The sequence below is a fragment of the Paenibacillus sp. FSL R7-0128 genome (assembly GCF_038002245.1).
In the GTDB taxonomy this organism is placed as follows: domain Bacteria; phylum Bacillota; class Bacilli; order Paenibacillales; family Paenibacillaceae; genus Paenibacillus_AQ; species Paenibacillus_AQ silagei.
This window is the reverse complement of the sequence record NZ_JBBOCD010000001.1, coordinates 7,477,311-7,496,284: the sequence shown is the minus strand read 5'-3', so window position 1 is coordinate 7,496,284 and position 18,974 is coordinate 7,477,311. Positions and strand designations below refer to the sequence as shown.

17 protein-coding genes and 1 riboswitch are annotated in these 18,974 nt (G+C 53.0%); of the genes, 11 read left to right on the top strand and 6 right to left on the bottom strand.

Going from position 1 to position 18,974, the window contains the following annotated elements; translation table 11 throughout:
• Positions 1-10: 10 nt before the first annotated feature.
• A complete protein-coding gene (locus NST26_RS32105; protein WP_036722856.1) occupies positions 11-988 on the bottom strand; it encodes an ABC transporter permease in 978 nt (325 codons plus the stop codon).
• A 196-nt stretch (positions 989-1,184) separates the two neighbouring features.
• Here NST26_RS32105 and NST26_RS32100 point away from each other — a divergent pair, with 196 nt between their 5' ends.
• The 5 genes from NST26_RS32100 (at position 1,185) to NST26_RS32080 (ending at position 6,635) form a co-directional block, all read left to right on the top strand.
• Complete coding sequence (locus tag NST26_RS32100) at positions 1,185-2,141, top strand: DUF5643 domain-containing protein (RefSeq protein ID WP_339252305.1); 957 nt, start codon at positions 1,185-1,187, stop codon at positions 2,139-2,141.
• Between the two features lie 163 nt (positions 2,142-2,304).
• Positions 2,305-2,384: riboswitch (glycine riboswitch) on the top strand.
• A gap of 143 nt (positions 2,385-2,527) precedes the next feature.
• A complete protein-coding gene (locus tag NST26_RS32095; protein WP_339252304.1) occupies positions 2,528-3,904 on the top strand; it encodes an amino acid permease in 1,377 nt (458 codons plus the stop codon).
• Positions 3,905-3,938: 34 nt separating this feature from the next.
• Complete coding sequence (locus NST26_RS32090; RefSeq protein WP_340957201.1) at positions 3,939-4,886, top strand: helix-turn-helix transcriptional regulator; 948 nt, start codon at positions 3,939-3,941, stop codon at positions 4,884-4,886.
• A 93-nt stretch (positions 4,887-4,979) separates the two neighbouring features.
• A complete protein-coding gene (locus tag NST26_RS32085; protein WP_340958191.1) occupies positions 4,980-5,522 on the top strand; it encodes a DinB family protein in 543 nt (180 codons plus the stop codon).
• Between the two features lie 291 nt (positions 5,523-5,813).
• On the top strand, positions 5,814-6,635 hold the full coding sequence (locus NST26_RS32080; protein WP_036722852.1) for a methyl-accepting chemotaxis protein: 822 nt from the start codon (positions 5,814-5,816) through the stop codon (positions 6,633-6,635).
• A gap of 42 nt (positions 6,636-6,677) precedes the next feature.
• Here NST26_RS32080 and NST26_RS32075 read toward each other — a convergent pair whose 3' ends face one another.
• Positions 6,678-7,046 carry a DUF1304 domain-containing protein gene (locus NST26_RS32075; RefSeq protein WP_036722850.1) on the bottom strand — a complete coding sequence of 123 codons (369 nt, stop codon included), beginning with the start codon at positions 7,044-7,046 and terminating at the stop codon, positions 6,678-6,680.
• 164 nt (positions 7,047-7,210) lie between these two features.
• On the opposite strand from NST26_RS32075, the gene NST26_RS32070 reads away from it, so the two are divergent.
• Positions 7,211-7,717, top strand: a complete 507-nt coding sequence (locus NST26_RS32070; protein ID WP_339252298.1) for a GNAT family N-acetyltransferase — start codon at positions 7,211-7,213, stop codon at positions 7,715-7,717.
• 61 nt (positions 7,718-7,778) lie between these two features.
• Here NST26_RS32070 and NST26_RS32065 read toward each other — a convergent pair whose 3' ends face one another.
• Together NST26_RS32065 and NST26_RS32060 are read right to left on the bottom strand one after the other, a co-directional pair.
• Entirely contained in the window at positions 7,779-9,182 is a 1,404-nt protein-coding gene (locus tag NST26_RS32065; protein WP_339252296.1) for an S-layer homology domain-containing protein, read from the bottom strand.
• 167 nt (positions 9,183-9,349) lie between these two features.
• Positions 9,350-11,011 carry a histidine kinase N-terminal 7TM domain-containing diguanylate cyclase gene (locus NST26_RS32060; RefSeq protein ID WP_209868824.1) on the bottom strand — a complete coding sequence of 554 codons (1,662 nt, stop codon included), beginning with the start codon at positions 11,009-11,011 and terminating at the stop codon, positions 9,350-9,352.
• 148 nt (positions 11,012-11,159) lie between these two features.
• On the opposite strand from NST26_RS32060, the gene hprK reads away from it, so the two are divergent.
• Together hprK and NST26_RS32050 are read left to right on the top strand one after the other, a co-directional pair.
• On the top strand, positions 11,160-12,077 hold the full coding sequence (gene hprK / locus NST26_RS32055; RefSeq protein WP_076080767.1) for an HPr(Ser) kinase/phosphatase: 918 nt from the start codon (positions 11,160-11,162) through the stop codon (positions 12,075-12,077).
• Between the two features lie 72 nt (positions 12,078-12,149).
• Entirely contained in the window at positions 12,150-12,434 is a 285-nt protein-coding gene (locus NST26_RS32050) for an alpha/beta-type small acid-soluble spore protein (protein ID WP_036722845.1), read from the top strand.
• A 99-nt stretch (positions 12,435-12,533) separates the two neighbouring features.
• On the opposite strand, the gene NST26_RS32045 is transcribed toward NST26_RS32050, so the two are convergent.
• Together NST26_RS32045 and NST26_RS32040 are read right to left on the bottom strand one after the other, a co-directional pair.
• Positions 12,534-14,039, bottom strand: coding sequence for a GNAT family N-acetyltransferase (locus tag NST26_RS32045; RefSeq protein WP_339252290.1), 1,506 nt, complete (start codon positions 14,037-14,039; stop codon positions 12,534-12,536).
• 57 nt (positions 14,040-14,096) lie between these two features.
• Positions 14,097-14,894: an AIM24 family protein gene (locus NST26_RS32040; protein ID WP_036722844.1), complete on the bottom strand. Its 798-nt coding sequence runs from the start codon at positions 14,892-14,894 to the stop codon at positions 14,097-14,099.
• A gap of 224 nt (positions 14,895-15,118) precedes the next feature.
• On the opposite strand from NST26_RS32040, the gene NST26_RS32035 reads away from it, so the two are divergent.
• The 3 genes from NST26_RS32035 to NST26_RS32025 all read left to right on the top strand — a co-directional run bounded on the left by NST26_RS32035 (position 15,119) and on the right by NST26_RS32025 (position 18,932).
• Positions 15,119-16,357, top strand: a complete 1,239-nt coding sequence (locus tag NST26_RS32035) for an ATP-binding protein (protein WP_340957206.1) — start codon at positions 15,119-15,121, stop codon at positions 16,355-16,357.
• An 86-nt stretch (positions 16,358-16,443) separates the two neighbouring features.
• Positions 16,444-16,899: a tetratricopeptide repeat protein gene (locus NST26_RS32030; RefSeq protein ID WP_340957209.1), complete on the top strand. Its 456-nt coding sequence runs from the start codon at positions 16,444-16,446 to the stop codon at positions 16,897-16,899.
• Positions 16,900-17,225: 326 nt separating this feature from the next.
• Positions 17,226-18,932 carry an ABC transporter ATP-binding protein gene (locus NST26_RS32025; protein WP_340957212.1) on the top strand — a complete coding sequence of 569 codons (1,707 nt, stop codon included), beginning with the start codon at positions 17,226-17,228 and terminating at the stop codon, positions 18,930-18,932.
• Positions 18,933-18,974 lie beyond the last annotated feature (42 nt).

Here is an 18,974-nt window from a genome sequence, read left to right as displayed (position 1 = left end):
TCCTCCGTTTCTAGAAAAGCGCCGTATCGCGGTTCAGCTTCCGGGCGAGAGCGTTCGCGCCGATGACCAGGAAGAAGCCGACGACCGATTGATAGAAATTCGCCGCTGAGGACATCCCCAGGTCGTTGAGCTGGATCAGGCCCCGGTAGACATAGGTGTCGATGACGTCCGTAGTCGAGCGCAGCGCACCGGAGTCCAGGGTCACATGGTAGAACAGCCCGAAGTCAGAGCGGAAGATGCCGCCCATGTTAAGAATCGTGAGAATGACCATGATCGGCGTGAGCAGCGGCAGGGTAATCTTGGTGATCTGCTGCCATTTGCTGGCGCCGTCCATCACCGCGGCTTCGTACAGCTCTTCGCTGATGCCGGTGATGGCTGCAAGGTAGATGACGCTGCCGATCCCGATGGAGTGCCACATTTTGGTGATCCACAGAATGTAAGGCCATGCGTTAGGATGCATATAGGCATTCACTGAGGAGTAGCCGAACATTGGCAGAATATGCTTGACCAGGAAGCCGTACTCCGGGTGCAGGAAGGCATAGACGATGAAGCTGACCACGACCATGGACAGGAAGTTCGGCATAATCATGACGGTCTGGAAGAACTTCGAAGCCAGCTTGTTACGCACCTCATTGATCGCAATGGCCAGCGAGACCGAGAGGATGAGTCCTGAGATAATGAAGACCACATTGTACCCCACGGTGTTGATGGTCACGCGCAAGGCGTCAGAGGTGGCGAACAGGAACCGGAAGTTGTCGAGCCCGGCCCAAGGACTGCCCATAATGCCGTCAATGTAGTTGATGTTCTTGAAGGCAATGAATAATCCGAACATCGGAATATAGCAGTTGATGAAAAAGATAATCGAGGTGGGCAGCAGCATCAGCAGCAGCACCCGGTATCGCACGATATTGTGCAGCAGACGGCCGAAACGGCCCTGGGGCGGTGTCGCTAACTTGGTGTTCATAGCTTGTGGTGCGGGATTTGCCATAAGTTCTAACCTCACTCTACTTGTTCTGGATGAACTTATTATAGTAGAGCGGATGAACCGAATTCTCTCTTGCAAATGACCCTGTTTATTCAAAAATGACTTTGTGCAAGTAGGATGTTATTCTGCGCTCCTGTCACAAAATAGCAGCAGGGGAACGTTATACCTGTATATTCTTAATCAGCAAAGGAGAGAAACTATGTACACGATCAGCTTAAATACGATGAAGAAAGCAATGATAGCAACAGCAGTAACCGTTGTACTCGGAGGGACAGTTGTCGGCGGGGGATTCACTGTACCCGTAGCGGCGGCAGCCGATGTCAACAAGGCAACTAAGGCTGGCAGCGCCTTTGCGGTCAGTGACAGCACCGTGCTGAAGGCGCTTGTCCAGAAAGGGCTTGCTGCTGCCCCGAATCAGACCGTGACCCAGGAAGGGGTGACCCTGACTCTAACCGATCTGATCTATGACAATAACGAGCTTGTCGCAGGTATCCGGCAGGAGGGAGGGACGGTGGGCAAGAACGGTTCTTTCATGGACCAGACCAGGAATGTGGACGTGTTGATCAATGGGAAAAAGCTGCTGTTTGATACTTCCATCATTCCCAATTTGGAAGATACGGACACGGCGTTGATCTGGCTGACCAAAGGAGCCATGAAGCAGCAAATCCCGGACAAATTCGACCTAACGCTGAAGGCATACGCCAACGGGGTGAAGGAGCCGTTTATTTTCAAAGTTCAAGTGAACAAGCTGGGGACCCTGTTAAGCCTGAAGCCGGGCGTCTCCAAGAAGAACAACAAATTCAATTATACGGTGAATTCCTTCGAGATGACCGCGTTAACGATGTCTCTGCAGGTGACCTTTAAGGGTGAAGTTCCGGCAGCGGCCAAGTCCAAGGTGAACCCGGAAAGAATGTTATATGACCTTGTGGATGAGAAGGGGAATGTGATCTCGCCGTGGGGCAAGCCGTTTGAGAAGGTTAAAACAAGCGGTACCGAGGAACAGAACTATAGTGCATTCCCAGCCGTTCCGAAGTCCATTAGCGTGAAGCCTTTTACGTATTCCAAAGATGCCAGCGGGAAGATGTTCAAAGACAAGCAGGGCCAATGGGCTAAAACTTATTATAAAGACCTGGAAACCAAAATTACGGTTAAATAACGTGCAATGAAGCAGTGCAGGACACCCGGCGATGACCACGAGAGTAACAAATGATATTGACAGAAGTCTGGACTGTGCATAGAATTGAAAAATATTTACATGAAGTCAGCTTCAAATAATTGAATATTCGCAAGCTATGAAGGCTATGGATCACACTATAGCTGGAGCAGCTTCTGGAGAGACTGCGGGAGACCGCAGCGCCGAAGGGTTCACAATCTCAGGCAAAAGGACAGAAGAGTACCGAATTTGTGTTTTGCCGTGCGGATTAGCCGCTGCTGCAGACGCTTATTTGGAACCTCTTATGAACCGGGAGATTGGATGATATCCAGTCTCCTTTTTGCGTTACCCGGCAGGACAGCGTCATATACACTAAGGGGGAAACAGGTATGGCACAGACAGAGTTAAAAAGAGAGCTTGCAAACCGGCATGTCCAGCTTATTGCCATCGGAGGTACGATTGGCACAGGTTTATTCCTGGGATCGGGTAAAGCCATTCAGCAGGCCGGGCCCTCCATCATGCTCACGTATCTGATCGTGGGGATTGCCGTGTTTTTTGTAATGCGGGCGCTGGGGGAGCTGCTGCTCTCGAAGGCGGGGTATCAGTCTTTTACAGACATTGCTGAGGATTACCTGGGGCCGCGGGCGGCGTTCATTACGGGCTGGACCTACTGGTTCTGCTGGATTATGACGGCGATGGCCGATGTGATTGCGGTGGGCGTCTATGTGCAGTACTGGTTCGATATTCCGCAGTGGGTGCCGGCCGTGATCTGCCTGATCATTCTGCTCGGACTCAATCTGCTCACGGTCAAAAGCTTCGGCGAACTCGAATTCTGGTTTGCTCTGATCAAGGTGGTTACGATTCTGGCTCTGATTGGCCTGGGGATTGTCCTGCTGGTAACCCAGTTCAAGACAGATGCAGGCTCAGTGTCGGTCCGCAATCTCTGGGAGCACGGGGGCGTGTTCCCGAACGGGGTGAAGGGCTTCCTGTTCTCCTTCCAGATGGTGGTATTCGCCTATGTCGGCGTGGAGCTGGTGGGGGTATCGGCAGCGGAGACGGCTAATCCTGAGAAAAACATCCCGTCCGCGATCAACAAAATTCCGCTGCGGATTCTCTTCTTCTATGTCGGCGCGCTCTTCGTGCTGCTGTGCATTAATCCCTGGACCCAGCTTAGCGCGGCTGAAAGTCCGTTCGTGCGCACCTTCAGTCTGGTCGGGATTCCGATTGCTGCGGGGATTATCAATTTCGTGGTCTTAACCTCGGCAGCCTCCGCCTGCAACAGCGGGATGTTCTCGACCAGCCGGATTCTCTACAATCTGAGCAGACGGAATCAGGCCTCGCCTCAGCTTGGCAAGCTGAACCGGAATCATGTGCCTGCGAATTCCTTATTCCTCTCCACGCTGGTGATTTCTGCCGGGGCACTGCTCAGCAAGCTTATTCCGGGTCAGGCCTTCGGTATCGTGACTACGATCAGCGCCATTTGCTTCATCTGGGTCTGGGGCGTTGTGCTGGTCTGCCATATCAAGTATAAAAGGAACCGCCCGGACTTACATGCCGCTTCCAAATTTAAAGCGCCGTTCACCCCCGTAATTAACTATGCCGTCCTGACGCTGTTCGCCGCCATTCTTGTGATCATGCTCTTTGCTGCTGAGACCCGTCCGGCTCTGTTGTTCACCCCGCTCTGGTTCATCCTGCTGTTCGTTCTGTATTCCATTAGAAGCCGTAAGGAGAAAAGTGAACAGGAAATCAGTATAATCAATACATAAACTGATTTCAGGATGAAGAGGGTGCAGCCGCCGCATGAACAAGACAGACCGCATGTTAGCCATCGTACTGGAGCTGCAGCGCAAAGGGGTCGTACGGGCAGAGGATCTGGCGTCCGTCTTCGAGACTAGTGTAAGAACCATCTACCGCGATATCCAGGCGCTTAGTGAAGCTGGAGTGCCGGTGGTAGGAGCTACAGGTCAGGGATATTCGCTGGTAAAAGGGTATTTCCTGCCCCCGGTCAGCTTCACCGCCGAGGAGGCAGTGACCCTGCTGATCGGGACGGATTTCGTGGAGCAGCGGTTCGACACTCAGTATGGTAACCAGGCCTCCGCAGCAGGGAGGAAGATTGAAGCGGTTCTCCCGGAGGATGTCAAGGAGAATACCGCCCGGCTCCGCCAGAGCATCCTGCTGCTGAATACCAGTAAAGATAAGCTGCAAGGACAGGAGAAGGAGTACATGGAGCAGATCCGCCGCGCGATTCTGGAGCAGCGGAAGATCAGCTTCGGGTATACGAAGGGCAGACAGGAAGCTGACGGAAGTCACCGGAGTGTCCGAACCGCTTCGCCGTATGGACTTGTCCTGAACAGAGGCGCCTGGACCCTGGTCGCCTGGTGCTGGCTGCGGCAGGAGATCCGTCATTTCCGGTTATCCAGAATGAGCGGGCTTACCGTTCTGGGTGACCGGTTCGAAGTGCCTGCGGATTTCGATCTGCACGAGTACCAGCCGGAGGATGACCGCCATGTACGCGTGTGCATTTTGGTTCAGCCGGAGATCGCGGGCAAGGCGGCTGAATCGGGTAACTTTTATCTGGAGGCAGTGGAGGACCGGGCAGACGGCAGGCTTATGACCTTCCGCGTGCGCCAGCCCGAGGACCTGCTGCAATGGGTGCTTGGCTGGGGAGCGGGGGCGGTTGTCCTGGAGCCGGAAGCCTTGCGGAAGCTTGTGCGGGAGGAAGCGGCGAGAATGCTGGAACGCTACTGACATAATGTTGTCAGTAGCGGTTGTGTATATTCAGGTCAGACCGAAGAATAAAGGAGCTGCCTGAATATTATGAATATGAATATGAATAAGAATATGAAGACAACAGAAGCCTTACAGCAGTTTGAGAAGACTGCCCATCACTATCTTATGGAATTAGATATCTTCAGTATGGAGCAGCTGCTGCGGCAGCCTGCCGAGGGAGAGTGGTCTCTCGGGCAGATGGTCCAGCATTTGATACAATCGGCGCTGTACATGCAGCTCCGTAATATCGATCAGTGTCTGGCCGGGAACGGGGAAGCGGCGGGGAATGAAGCAGAGATGACCCCGGATGGTAAAGCGATTTTTGCCGGGGGCAGCTTCCCGCCTGTACGCGTTCATGTTCCGCCGTCACCGCAGTACACGCCGGTACAGCCGGAGAGCAAGGAGCAGTTGATCCAGGGTCTGCACACCGTGATGGACCGTATGCGGGAGACCCTGCCGAAGCTTGCGCAGGCACCTGAGCACAGCACTGTCCCTCATCCCCGCTTCGGCCCCTTGACTGCAGCAGAATGGTATCTGCTGATCGAGATGCACTACCGCCACCACTTGCTTCAACTGGACCGGTTGAAGGATGCAATAGGGGCAGGAGTACAATAGAGTTAAGCCGCAATGAGCGAAGGAAAGCCGAAGCCTGTCAGCAATAGACGACGGGTTCCGGCTTTTTTGGTTGAAAAACCGCCCACAATGGTCACGCCTGCAGGTAGGCGAAGAAAATGGGGGTGCTGCTTGAAGCACCCGCATCCTTCACCCGTCAGACTGATGCTGTGATTATAAATCAATTTTTAATTATTCATTTTTGAATAAAGGAGGTTTTTCGCAAAATGTCGAACTTAACTCAAGATTTCACTGTACCGTGAAGCTACCTGAAATAGAAGGAGAACCGCATCTATGAAAAACATCGTCCGCTCCCTTGAAGAACTAATGAATCTGGCACCCATTCTGAAAGCTGCTTTTCCTTACGATATCTCAATTGCCATCTGCGACACAGAGAAGTTCCTTGCCTATTACCCCGGTGATTCCATTGATCTGGGCATCCGGGCAGGGCAGATCATTCAGGCAGATGAGCCTCTGTATCATGCGCTGAAGCAGGATGAATACTCGGTGGCTAATGTCCCCAGGGAATATTACGGGTATGAATTTGTGGGTACAGTTCTGCCGGTACATGGGGAGGATGAGGAGGTCTGTGGGGCGGTATGTATTCAGGTACGCAGGCAGACGGAGCTGCGGGAGATCGCGGACCGGATGGCGCTGTCCCTGAATCAGGCCAATGCGCGGATTAGCCAGGTCGCGGACGGCTCAGGCCTGCTTGCCGATTATTCGCAGAAGCTGCTGATTCAATCGGATGCAACGGCTTATAGTGTCCGTAAAAGCAGTGAGGTTCTGGCGGTGCTGAGGAAGGTGGCCGACCAGACGAACCTGCTTGGCATTAACGCGGCGATTGAAGCCGCCCATGCCGGGGAGCGGGGCCGGGGCTTCGACGTTGTGGCTAAGGAGATCCGCAGATTCTCGAAGGAAACCGAGCAATCGGCGCAGCGGATCAGGGATACCCTGAGTGAGATTCAGTCGGCCATGCAAGGGATCAGTCAAGCCATAGGCCAGATTGCGTCCGTCGGGCAGGAGCAGGCGGCTTCCACGCATGAGATCTCCAGCTTCATTGAGGAGATCCGGGCAATGTCTGAGCAGTTGAACGAGTTCGCGCAGAAGCTGTAAGGCTTGAGCGGAGAGGAAGCTGCCTGCATCGGTCCGCGAATTTTACAGATGTGCGATCAATGTGGCCGCCAGCGCCAGAAAGGCCGGGAGGCCTTGCATCAGCAGGATGGATCGCTTGGAGGTAAGTCCGCCGTAGATGGCCGCAACCGCCACACAGATCAGGAAGAACAATTGCAGCTGGTAACCGAAGTCCGCGCTTGGATGCAGCAGCCCCCAGATTAGACCGGCTGCGAGGAAGCCGTTATATAAGCCCTGATTGGCTGCCAGCGATTTCGTCTCCTGTGCGAAGGCGGGGGTCAATCCGAACGCCTTCTGTGCTCTCGGGGTGGTCCACAGGAACATCTCCAGTACAAGTATGTACACATGCTCTAGTGCTACTAAGGCAACAAGAATTAAACTTACAGTCATCATAAGAAGTCCCTCTTTTCAAGTGATAGGAATTTAAGTAATGTGAATCAGGATGGTTAGTGTTTCATTGATTTATATTGCGCAAAATATAATTTTACAAACCTAAATATAACCAAATACTTGCCTTTTGTCAATTTATTGCATCCATATTGTAAGGGAGGAAAGAAATGTACATTAGAACACTGGCCCCCACGGACGCCGAAAGCTACCGGGCGCTTCGTTTGCAGTCGCTGCAGCAGCACCCGGAAGCTTTCCTTAGCTCTTATGAATCGGAAGCGAAGCTGTCTATCGAGACTACCCGGATTAGGCTGGATTCCTCCGATGAGCATTTCACCCTGGGCGCCTTCTTGGATGGGGAGCAGAGGCTGGCGGGAATGGCAACCTTGTTCCGGGAGAGCAGGCCTAAGATTCAGCACAAAGCTAATGTCTATGCAGTATATGTAGATCCGGCTGCCCGCAAACATGGCGTGGGCCGCGCGCTGATGCTGGAGCTGATTGCCCGGGCGAAGGGCGCGCCGGGGCTGGAGCAGCTTACGCTGACCGTAACCTCCAGTAATCTGTCTGCCAAAAGGCTCTACGAATCCCTTGGATTCGTCTGCTACGGCACAGAGCCAAGGGCGATGAAGCTTGACGGCGAGTATCTGGACGAGGACCTGATGGTGCTGCTGCTGTAAAACACAGCACAAACCCCTCCCGCATGTTTGCAGAAGGGGTAAGATAAATCGCATATGTTGCTTACTTCGCAGACTTTCCGCTCAGGATAGCCTTCACCTGGCTGACCATTGCCGCGGCGTCAGCGCTGGTGACGCCGTCCTGGGGACGGAAGCTTCCGTCTTGATCCAGCTTCACGATCTTGAGGGCAAGCGCGGTCTGAATGGCTCCCGAGCTCTGGATATTGATCTTGTCATTATCCTTGATCTCCACCGGGATCAGCTTAATCATCGGCAGTTGACCGTTGGTCTGGAGCGTGTTAATGAGCAGATACGTGAACGATTCGCGGGTTACGCTCATATTCGGATCGATTTTGATCTGCAGATTCGCCTCAGGTCCGGCAGCGTCCTTGATGAACTGGACGGCCTCGGTTGCGGTGATTGTCTTGCTTACAGCACCGGGTGCCGGATGGGCCTTCAGATAATTCACGGCATTTCCGGCGATGGAAGCAGCCTCAGGGCGGGTGATTGCCGCCTTCGGATTGAAGTTCCCGTCGGCATCCAGCTCCACGAAGCCAAGGGCAAGGGCGGTCTGGATAGCTCCCGAGTTCAGGATGTCGATCTGATCGCCGTCCTTCACGTCTTCTGGAATGACATTAATCATCGGCAGTTGCCCGCTGGTCTGTAAGGTATGGATTAAAAGATACGTGAAGGCTTCACGTGACATGCTGGCCGCCGGAGCAATCTTGATCTGCAGGCCGGCTTCAGGACCGACTGCTTCTTTAATAACCTGCACAGCTTGTTCTGCGGTCAGGACCTCATCCGTAGCAGCAGGGGCTGGATGGGCCTTCAAATAAGCGAGCGCATTGCTGATGGCTACTGCCGCTTCCGCACGGGTGATCTCCTGTTTCGGATTAAGCTTGCCGCTGCCATCCAGCTTCAGGACACCGTAATTCAGCGCACGCTGCAGGGCACCGGAGTATTCCACCTTCACCTGATCCTGGTCGGCGTACTCCGCTACCACCGGTTTAATCATCGGCAGGCGGTTCGTGTTCTCCATCGCATCAATGAGCTGGTAGGTGAATTCTTCGCGGGTCAGCTTCTCACCAGGCTTCAGATCGGCAGGCAGGTCCAGACCATGCACACCGGCAATAATCAGCGCCTGCGCATACCACGCAGAGTCATTGGCATTCTTGAAATAGTCGGTAGCATGGGGCTCCTTCACGAACCGGATCGTATCCAGATTCAGATCAAGCGCACTCACGATCATCTGCACCCCCTGGGCTGCTGTGATGCTGAGGTTCGGGCCGAACAGATCCGTACTAATGCCTTTGATCAGGCCGCTGTTCTGAAGGGCAATAATCTTGTCTTTGTCCTGCACGTTATGGATATCCTTGAAGGCTGCGGCCGAGGCGAATTGTTGTCCGGTGAAGCTGAGCGCCAGAGCGGCGGCTGCGGATAGGGTTATCATCTTGAATGTATTCTTCATGTCCAGTCACCTCGTAAGAGTAGTTTGTGGTTTATTTGTGATCATAGACGGCGGCTTAGTCAAAAAGGTTCCAGCAAAAATAAAATAATCAAAATCATAAATAAACGCAAAAAAAAGCACTGCCTATGCGGCTAGTGCTCATGATACAAGGATAAGATAACATCCAATTATACCTCCGCCGCAACAATCTGATTCCGGCCCTGATGCTTGGCGGCGTACAGGGCTTTGTCGGCAGACTTGAACAGGTCGTTCAAGTAGGTGTTCGCCTCGATGGCAGGCGGGATCTTGAATTCAGCGATGCTGAGCAGTCCCATGCTGATGGTGATGGACACAGGCTCATCGATATAATCGATGTGGATGGTATTGTGCTCAACTTCGGATTTCAGCTGCTTGGCCAGACGGCGCGCCTCGGCTCCATTCGTATCCGGCAAATAGATAATGAATTCCTCTCCGCCGTAGCGGGCCAGAATATCGGAGGGCCTCAGGCTGCGCTGCAGCAGCTCCACTGTGTTGCACAGGACCATATCTCCGGCCAGATGGCCGTGCTGGTCGTTGATTTTTTTGAAAAAATCGATGTCGATCAGTATAATAGTCGAAGGTGTCCGGGTGTCGCTGACCCGCAGCGCCTCCTGCTCCAATTGCTGCATCAGATAATGCCTGTTGTAGCAGCCGGTCAGGCTGTCGGTGATCGCCAGCTTCCTCAGCTTGCCGTTCGTCTGGAACAGCTCCTCCTGTACCTTCACCAGCGAGTCGTTGCGTTCCTTCAGGATGGCATTCTGCTGGTTCGTCTCATCGATGAGCCGCCGGATCTCGGTAACATTCTGGAAGGTGACAATCCGTCCGACCCGGCTGCCGCTCACCATAATGGGTGCTGCATGAATACTGACAACCATTTGGATAAGGGGATGCAGAATTTCCAGCTCGGCCGTCTCCAGCGGATGCTCATGGTATTTCTCAAGGAAGGACTCGATCTTCATGGCAGGGTCATCCGGCAGATAGCTGCTCATGTTGAACGCCGCACCCGTCACAAGCGGGATATAGGGATGCAGGGCATGATTGATCTCTACCACTTGCTCCTGGTCATCCAGCACGAGAATTCCGTATTCCATGGTATTGATAATATCCTGATGGGCGATAGTTACGATATCGAATACTTTGTCCTGGTGGATCGTAATCACAAAGAACGTAGCCGACACCACGATACCCAGCGAAGTGAAGCCCGGAATTACCGGCAGATAGTCATCCAGAATGACATTGAGAAGCACATCGATCATAAGGAAGACGCATAGGGCTGTAATGCCTTTGAGCATATACATAACCTGATTCTTGACCCGTGCAGCCTGATTAGAGGTCAGAGCCACGTAGATGACGTACATGGACACGAGGGCGTTAATGACAAGAAAGGTCATGCTGATCCAGAAAATAGGTCCGTAGATGCGCTCCACATACCCTCCGTTCACCGGACGGACGAACCATCCATAAGGATTGAGCACCACTCCAAGGGAGGTCAGTACTGCAGGGATCACCAGCGCGGACACTATTTTTCTGTTAAGGAACTGGGATTGTCCCGCAAGCAAAATCGTGAAGAAGATCCAGCCCAGGCCCAGCAGAGAAGCATCCACGAAGGCAAGCTTCACATAAAAGAGCTGATAGAGAGGATCATCCACGGTTCTTATGGCAAACTGGCAGTAGGGCCAGATCAGCATGGAGAAATGGAACCCTAAATAGACCTTGTGCAGCTTGGTAATGGTGACCGTAGCCACGATATAGATGAGCAGCAGGAACAGAAGGAAGCACATAATCAGGTCAATCCAAGAGGCTAAGGCCAATATGTTACACCTTCTTGATTTTAATAGTATTTATAGATTTTTGTGGGTCTTAGGTCTTATATATTGTTTTTAATATATAATTAGCGTGTGCAGATTACAAGATTTTTAGATAAATCTATCGGAAAATATTGGATTGGGAGGGGATCACATGAAATCTATCAGCGTGCAGAGTCTTGTAGAGAAATTCCATCTGGAGGTGCTCGCCGGAGCGGGCCGGATGGACCGGAACATCACCCGTCCAAGGACGCACAGACCGGGTCTGGAGTTTGTCGGTTATTTTGATTTTTTTCCGATGGAGCGGGTGCAGGTCCTTGGACGTAAAGAGATCAACTACCTGTTAACGCTGAGTGTAGAGGAGCGTATGCTGCATATCGGCAACATCGTCAAATACCATCCGCCCTGCTTCATCGTGACCAGCGGTCAGCAGGAGATTCCTTACCTGACGCTGTTCTGTGACCAGGAAGGCATTCCGCTGCTGCGGACGCCGGAGGTGACCACCGAGTTCATCGCCAAGCTGGACAGCTTCCTGGTGAAGACGCTGGCGCCCGAACTGTCTATCCACGGGGTATGCGTTAACGTATCGGGAATAGGAATTCTGCTGCGGGGCAAGTCGGGGATCGGCAAGAGCGAGACGGCGCATACGCTGATCCGCAGGGGCCACCGCTTCGTGGCTGATGATATTGTGGTGCTGAAGAAGCTGGGTCCGGCGACTCTCCTCGGGACCCATAATGAGACCACACGTGAATTCCTGGCCCTGCGCAGCATCGGCCTGATCAACGTCGTACGGCAGTATGGGCGGCGGGCGTTCCAGGATGAGACGCGGATCGTGCTCGATATCGAGCTTGCCCCCTGGCAGGAGAATTCGCTCAACAATGAGCTGGAGCTGGTGCCCCAGTTCACCGAATATCTCGGGGTGCAAATCCCGCATATCGAGGTCCAGCTTCAGCCGGGTCGCGATGTAGCCGGTCTGATTGAAGCGGCTGCGAACAACTGGTATCTCAAGCAGCTGGGCTACAGCGCGGTGGAAGAATTCATGCAGCGGATTGAGGACGGGATGCAGTCTTAAAGGACGACAGGGAATGAAGGTCCACACTCCTGGGCAACTTAGGGGAAAGACAGCAAGGGAGTGTGTCCTTAAATGGCGAGAAGAAGCAGAAAATATGCTGTACCAGGTTCCGCCCAGGGAATGCAGACGTTCAAAGCGGAGGTTATGAGGCAGGAAGGATATCATGTAGATCCGAATCACCCGGACGATGTGAAATACGAGGTGGCGAAGGAACTGGGCATTCCGCTGCAGGCCGGAAATAACGGCAAGCTGACGACTGAGTCGGCGGGACAGATTGGCGGCCGCATCGGAGGCTCCATGGTTCGTGAGATGGTGCGTCTGGCACAGGAGCAGCTGGCGGGTAAGCAGAAGTCATAGATGCGATATAAGATATGTGTGCCCGCGTGCAAAAGATCCCCTTTCTTAATCAGAAAGAGGATCTTTTTTGGCATGTGCTGACTGTAGTTAAAGCTGCAATTACGGTTCAAGGTACAGGCTGCCGCTGTAATATTTATACTCTGAATTAATCTTAAATCCGGCACGGAGATAGAGATTCAGCGCCCGGACATTCCCGGTGACAACACTTAGGCGAATAACCGGGTAGGGCTTCTGCGACAGGATACCGACGGTCTGTCTTAGTACCTTTTCGCCAGCCCCCTTCCCCTGATGGGAAGGCAGGATACAGAAATTATGAATAAAAGCCGTATCCTCATTGATATAGTTGACCCGGATCAGGCCGATTCGTTCACTCCCTGTCCAAGCGATATACGTTATCCGCTCTGGCTCATCCGTCTGTGTGAAGTACTTGCGCGTATCGTCTTCCGGTTCTCCGAAGGCCTGGGAGGAACAGGAGACCATGAATTCGAAATCCTCTGGCGCAGCGGGAAGCAGGATTAGCTCTGAAGGAAGCGGGCTGGCGGAATTCATACCGGCGTAGGACATGGCGTATTCTGACCGGTCAAAATCCCCGCCCAGGGCCTGCGCCGCCAATAGTCCTGTTTGCGAGCCGGCGGGAATTTTGTAGCTGAGCCGCTGTACGCCAAGAGGCTCAATGTCTGCTCTGGCACGTTTCACAAGGCTGCGGAACACACCTTGCCGGCGGTAATCCGGATGGACCATGGCATTGATCTGCGCATAATCACTGTCCGCAGAGAACCAGCTAAGCAGGCCAATGAGCTGATCCTCGCGGTAGCAGAGCAGGGCATGGTCGCCGTCTTCCTTGACGAGATGCTCCAGGTCTGAGCTTAATTGGATAGAATCGGCCTGGCTGCACTGCTGCTCCAACGCTTTAATGTCCGCTGCCTGCTGCTTGGAATGGTAGGTCATTGGTATAATGTTATTCAATTGGAGAAGCCGCTGGAACTCCGCAACATTCTCCAGAATGCCGTCCGGCGCAAGATCATAGGCCTGACTTTGGAAGGTGGGCAGCCAGCGGACAGCGTAGGTCTGCATTCCGGCAGCCTTGCCTGCGAGAATATCCGCATTGCTGTCCCCTACGAATATGGCCTGGGAGGGTTCAATGCCCAGTGTTCGCAATGCCGAATGTATACCTTCGGGATCAGGTTTTGGCTTCGCCACATCATCGCCGGTAATCGAGATATCGAAGAAACGCTCCAGATCCAGCGCTCCGGCCGATATGTGATAGGCCCGTCTGCTTTTACCGGTAATGACTCCAAGCTTCATTCCCTGAGCCTTCAAGGCTTGAAGTAATCCAAGGATGTGCTCATTATTCTGGAATTCTTCGAAATGCCCCTGCTTATATATTGAATAATAATCCTCTATTGCTTGTGGAACCGAAGCCGGATTTGTGAAATTTCCGCCGATGATGCCTTCCTCGGTGGGACCGAACATCGCGACAAGCTCATCGCGGGTGACCTCTCTCTGGTCGTATTGCTTAAATACAGCCTGGAAGGCACGAAAGGATAACGGCAGGGTGTCTGCCAGAGTTCCATCGAAATCAAACAGCACAGCTTGAATGGACATAAAGACAGGGCCTCCTTTCGATTGGGTTCATGCGGGTGGGACGATACCCCAGCATCATTATGAAGTAGGCGTGCCCTGAAGCAGGCTGTTTCTGTAATTCATGAGCGGGGCCAGCCAGACCATGCCGGTTCCCCGGTACACGTTGACCAGGCCTTCGCCTGAGGCGGCGGAGCCCAGACGGGTCTTGCCTGACTTCTCGACCGTGAAGTCCAGAGAGTTGGACCACATGAGAGCGAAGTTCCCGTCCACCTTCAGCACATCATTCTGCAGCTCGACCACGACAGCTTCCTCTGAAGGAATGGGAGCTTCGAGGGCAAGAATCCCTTTGCCGCGCGCGCTCAGGTTGAACAGCCCTTCACCGCCGAGGACGGCAGAGGAGATGTTTTTGCGTGCCGCAACGGAGATGTCGAGCGTAGTCTCACAAGCCAGGAACATGCCGTCATCGATTACGATATGGTCGTTGTCCACATCAATCAGCCAGAGGTATTTGTAGGTGGTCTCCAGCAGGATGGTTCCGGTTCCCTTGTAGAGCGGTTTGACGGCACTGGTTCCGGTTGCCGCCCCGGACAGCATATTACGCATCAGTCCTCCTACGCCTTTGATGCCGGAGGTCATCTCGATATTGCCGATCATATACTGCATGGCTCCGGCGCTCAGCATCACCTCATTGTTATTCAGCTCAATCATCAGCTGCTTGTTGCGCATATTGCTCTTACTCATGAAGAAGTTGGTCTCTGCTTCATACCGGGTAGTGGTGCTGAGATCCTCTTTGTATTCGATGATGCTGAAGCCGCCTAGCTGCTCTTTAATGATTACGTTGGAATTGTCCTTCAGATTATTAATGGTAAAAGCCATCGATACCCGCTCCTTCGGTTGCTGTAGTTATGCAATGCTGTGCATCATGCCTTCAAAGCATACGTATTCGACACTTCTCGCGGGGTTCCTTGAATTCCGGGAGAAAAAACGCATACAATAATTCCTTTACTTCTAATATCAGGTTAGCGTAATGTTCTAAGTATAGTGCTCAGAATACAAACGTATCTCTTGACACCAGCATTAGAACCGAAAGGAAGTTAGCCTTGTTTGAGACGCTGCTGCTCAATTTTTTGTTTATGCTGTTTCCGGTGCTGATATTTCTGATTTTCTTCGAGAACAGGCCCCACGCCTACAATCATAAGATTCTTGTACTGCTCATCGCCGCCACCATGATCCTGTGTATCGCCAAGCCGATCCGGCTGGAGACCGGGTTCATCTTTGACTTGCGGTATGTTCCGTTTGTGATTGCGGCCTTGTATGGAGGGTACAAACATACCCTGCCCTTATATGTGATTCTGAATGTGTACCGTTTCTACATAGGCGGTGAGGGAACCGTCCAATCTTTGCTTTTTTCGACAGCAGTCCTCATTCTGGTTCCTTCCATAAGCGCCAGATTTCTCCGTTCTAAGCCCAAGGGACGGATCTTGTGGGCTACCTCCATCGCGGTCCTGACGATGGGCTGTTATCTGATCATTCTGGGCCAGATCATGGATAAGCTGGATACCCAGTTCTGGACGCTTGCCTTCTATGCCTTAACTACGCATGCGGTGGTCATGGCGATCCTAATGATCCTGCTGGAGCAGATCCTGGCGAATCTCAGGAACCGTGAGCGGATTATGCAGTCGGAGCGGCTGAATGTGGTCAGTGAGCTGGCGGCCAGTGTCTCCCATGAGATGCGCAATCCGTTAACCGTGACCAGCGGCTTCCTGCAGCTGCTGAATCTCTCCAAGAACCTCTCCCCGGAGGAGAAGGGGTATGTTGAGCTGTCACTGCTGGAGCTGAACCGGGCGGAGAAGATTATCAGCGATTATCTGTCTTTTGCCAAGCCGCAGTCGGAGAGCCGGGTCTACTCCAACCTGAAGGCTGAATGTGAGTACACCAAGAATGTGATCCTGCCGTATGCCACGATCCACAAGGTTGCGGTTGAATTCAGCTTCAACAACCCGCTTAGCACCCATTATGACAGTAATGAGATGCAGCAATGCCTGATTAATCTGTACAAGAATGCGATTGAAGCGATGGATGGGGTGGACGATGCGGTCCTGTCTATTGCTGTCTTCGCGAGCGGACAGAATATTATCATTACCATCCGCGACACCGGTGTCGGAATGACCAAGGATGAGATCTCGCGCCTGGGCAAGCCGTATTACTCCACCAAGGCAGACGGGACAGGGCTCGGAATGGTCATGGCCTATAACACGATTAACAAGCTCAAGGGCCGTATTGAGGTTACCAGCGAGAAGGGCAAGGGAACGGTCTTCCGGATCATTATCCCGGCCTAGCGCACGGCAACAGTGGGAAACTTGGTGTGAAAATGATAAAGTATCTCTAAGAGAACTTGGAACTATTAACCGGGAGGCTATGGGTAATGAGAGAAGAATTAATCGCGCAATTGAACGCTTGGCATGAGGCGGACGAATATGAAGAAATCGTATCCCGCATCAAAGAGGTGCCGACACCGCTGATCGATGAAGAGCTGGCGGTACATCTGGGCCGGGCGCTCAACAATCTGGGCCGCTACCGGGAAGCGCTTAAATGGTTCAACAAAGCGGCAGATCAGGGTAAAAAAGACCCGCTGTGGCATTTCCGCGTCGGCTACGCCCACTATTATCTGGACGAGTACGATCAGGCAATCAAGGCGTTCAAGAAGGCAAATAAGCTGGACCCTGAGGATCAGGATACCATCGAATTCCTGGAATGGAGCCGCAGTGAGAAGGCGGCGCTGGCCGCTGCGGACGAGGAGAGCGAGGATGCAGAAGAAGCTGCCGAAGCGGATTCCGCTCCAGATGCCAGTTCGGATGCGGCAAAAGAGACTAAGCACTAGGGCTTGACGGCCGGTCTGGCCGAGGCATACAATGAAAGTCAATCTTATCAAAGAGGTGAAATGGATGCCATTCCGTACCGTCGCAAGGAACTAGTTATCGGGCTGGGTAGAACGCGTACCAGCCACCAAGGGGGAGGTCTGTCCTCTTGGTCACAGCTAACTGGATTCTTGAACGGTGCCTGGAAGGTCATTCTTTGTGAGCCGGGACACTGAGTTATTCCGCTTGAAGACTACACTGCTGAGGCAGGAGTCTATGGTGCGGAGTGCCGAGGAGAGTTCCCGGCTTTTTTGCCATACTCTTATGAATAAGATTGGAGATTGTGATCATGTTAAAAAAATGTCTTGTCCACCTCAGAGGGTGGGCCGCTCTGTATATAGGTCTCGGCTTCGCCATTCAGCTCTTAAGCAGCCTGGGTATTGTTGTCTTTCAGCGGATTCTGGATCAGGCGGTGGCGGGAACGGGCTTCCGTGAAATCCTCTACGGGGTTGTCTTCTACGGGATGCTGCTCGGCCTGAATGTCCTGCTGAATTATGCGGATGAATATCCCAGCGAGTATCTATCGAACAGCATCACGGAAAGACTAAAGATTATGGCCTTGTCCAAAATTTCCAGAATGGATTATTCCGCCTATCAGAACATGGGCACAGGCCAGATGATCAAGGTGATTGAGAACGGCGCGGCGGCCGGGAACAGCATTCTGTTTTCTTTTATCCTGAAGACGCTGCATGAGCTGCTGCCCACTATTCTCTTCAGCCTGCTATTCATCAGCTACTATGACCTCAGGATCATGCTGGTAATTGCGGGCGGGTACGTGGCCATCTTCGGGTTAACGAATGTTCTGCTCAAAGTTCTCTACCGGATCAAGGAATCGGTGCTTATGCAGCAGGAGGCTATGTCCCGGTATGGGGTCCGCGGCTTCATGGAGCTGGTCGTCTTCCGCACCAACAAGAAGTACGCGCAGGAGATCGGCAGACTGAACAAGGCGGCACAGCAGATTATCAGGCAGAGCGCGAAGCTGCAGATGATTCATGAATCCTTCTTCGCTTTATTCGAATTATTCATTACGGTCATTAAGGTGATTGTGCTGTTGTACGGCGTGAAGAATGTGGTCTCCGGGCAGGCTTCTATCGGGGTCATGGTCGCGCTGTTCATGTTCATTGAGAAAATCTATACGCCAATCGCCATCTTCAACGTATTATTCGTCGGCTATAAGCTGAACAGGGTGACCTATCAGCGGTTCGAGGCATTCCTGAATGCCCCCGAGGACCGGAATCTGGAGCAGGGCAAGGCGCTTGCGCAGCTACAAGGCAGCATCGAATTCAAGGAGGTATCGTTCAGCTATGGAGAGGTGCAGGTGCTGGACCGGCTGTCCTTCTCAGTCGCGCCCGGAACCTCGGTTGCCCTGGTGGGCTTAAGCGGCAGCGGGAAGTCAACAGTCATTAAGCTGATTACGGGCCTGCTCAAAAAAAGCGGCGGACAGCTGCTGGTAGACGGCACGGATATTGATGAGCTGAGTCTGGACAGCTACTATGATCACATCTCATATCTGTCGCAGGACAGTCCGATCTTCGACACCACTATCCGGGGCAACATGGTGTTTGAGCAGCAGGTCCCGGATGAGGAGCTGTATGCAGTGCTGGACAAGGTTCATCTGAGGGAGAAGGTACTGGAGCTGCCGGAGAAGCTGGAGACACGGGTTGGGGAGCGCGGGCTGAAGCTGTCGGGCGGGGAGCGGCAGCGTCTGGCTTTTGCCCGGGCAATCCTGCAAAAGCGGAATCTGATCATCCTCGATGAGCCGGTATCGGCCCTGGATAATATTACGGAGCGCAGCCTGATGGAGACGGTGTTCGCGGAGTTCAGGCATAAGACGGTCATTATTATCGCGCACCGGCTGAATTTCATCAGCGGCGTGGACCAGATTCTGGTCATGGAGCAAGGCAGACTGGCGGGGGAAGGGGATTTCGATTCCCTGATCCGGGACTGCCCGTCCTTCCGTACGCTGTGGAATAACGGCAGGGGGCAAACGGATTAAACTATCTTTTACCTTGTGGACGATCCTGTGCCTGAACTATGC